Raw genomic sequence first — 1,350 nt, 5'->3', positions numbered from 1 at the left:
GCCACCCCAACACCGCCTCGGCGTAGCTGAGTTCACTCCAGTGAAGTGGAGACAGCTGCTGCTTTTCCGCATGCCACCGAACCAGGGAGCCCTGAAGCGTCGCATTGCTGCCCCCGACACCGAAATGCTGGCCTTCTGCGACTCCGTCCTTCGCGAACACGCCGCTCGGCACGGCTGGAGCAAGAAGCTCACCAACGAGGTAAAACGCTCCCTGAAACTCCTGCACGCCCTTCAGGACACCCCGGGAGCGAAGATCCACGCCAGTGACGTCCTCGAACTGCCGCGGATCGGCGGCACCGCGCTGTCGACCCTGGAGATCCTGGCTGCGGCCGACCTGCTCATCGACGACCGCACGCTGGCCGTACGCCACTACTTCGCCAAGCACACCGCCGAGCTGCCGCAGACGATGGTGACCCAGCTTCAGACGTGGCTCGACGTCATGATCGAAGGCAGTCGGCAAGCCCCGCGCAGGCGGGCCCGGCACCCTCAGACCGCCCACCTGCACATTCTCGGCATGAGCCCCATCCTGCAAACGTGGGCGGAAACGGGGCGCCAGTCCCTGGCAGAGGTCAGCCGCAAGGACTTCGTCGCCGCCCTCCCGACCAGAGGGGCGCAGCGCAACTTCGCCGAGCAAGGATTCCGCTCGCTGTTCAAGGTCCTCAAGGCCCGAAAAATCATCTTTACCGACCCGACGCGTGGGCTCCCCATCACGCCCGTCAACGCCACGGTCCCCCTCCCGCTGGACAGCGATGCCATCCGCCGGGCACTCAACTCGCCTGACCCCGCCGTTGCCCTGGCCGTCGCGCTCGTCGCCTTCCATGCGGTGACAAGCCCACAGCTGGCGGCGATGCAACTGACCGATATCCGGGACGGCCGCCTCGCCCTGCAGGACCGAACGATCCCGCTGGCCGGCCCCGTCCTGGCCCGCTTGTCCGCCTACCTCGACCACCGGTCGAAGACCTGGCCCGCGACGTTGAACGCCCACCTCTTCGTCAACCGAAAGACCGCACCACGAACCACACCAGTCAGCCGCAACTTCCCATGGATCGCGGCACAGCTGAAACCGCAAGCTCTGCGCGAGGACCGCATTCTGCAGGAGATCCACGCCACCGGCGGGGACGTCCGACGCATCTGCGACCTGTTCGGACTCTCGATCACCGCCGCACTCCGCTACGCGAACACTCTCGAGCACCCCGACCTGGCCCACGGCCCCATCGACAACTCGGTGGCCCCCAGCGCTGATCATTGAGACCTTAGTGGACGTTAAGTCCGATCTTCCCTGGTTCGTGGTCGCTCGATCGTGGTACTGATGGCTGCGCGGGCCATGTAATGGGCATGTCCATGTTGAGA

General features: G+C 65.7%; 1 protein-coding gene. It reads left to right on the top strand.

Annotated features, from left to right (window positions below):
- A partial coding sequence (locus ACFUJR_RS39295) for a hypothetical protein (RefSeq protein ID WP_383451308.1) occupies nucleotides 1-1,249 on the top strand: 1,249 nt, incomplete at its 5' end.
- Between the last annotated feature and the right edge of the window lie 101 nt (nucleotides 1,250-1,350).

This window comes from Streptomyces sp. NPDC057271 (assembly GCF_042668715.1).
Lineage (GTDB): Bacteria > Actinomycetota > Actinomycetes > Streptomycetales > Streptomycetaceae > Streptomyces.
The sequence above is the reverse complement of the archived record's forward strand: the minus strand, read 5'-3'. Positions and strand labels throughout refer to the sequence as shown.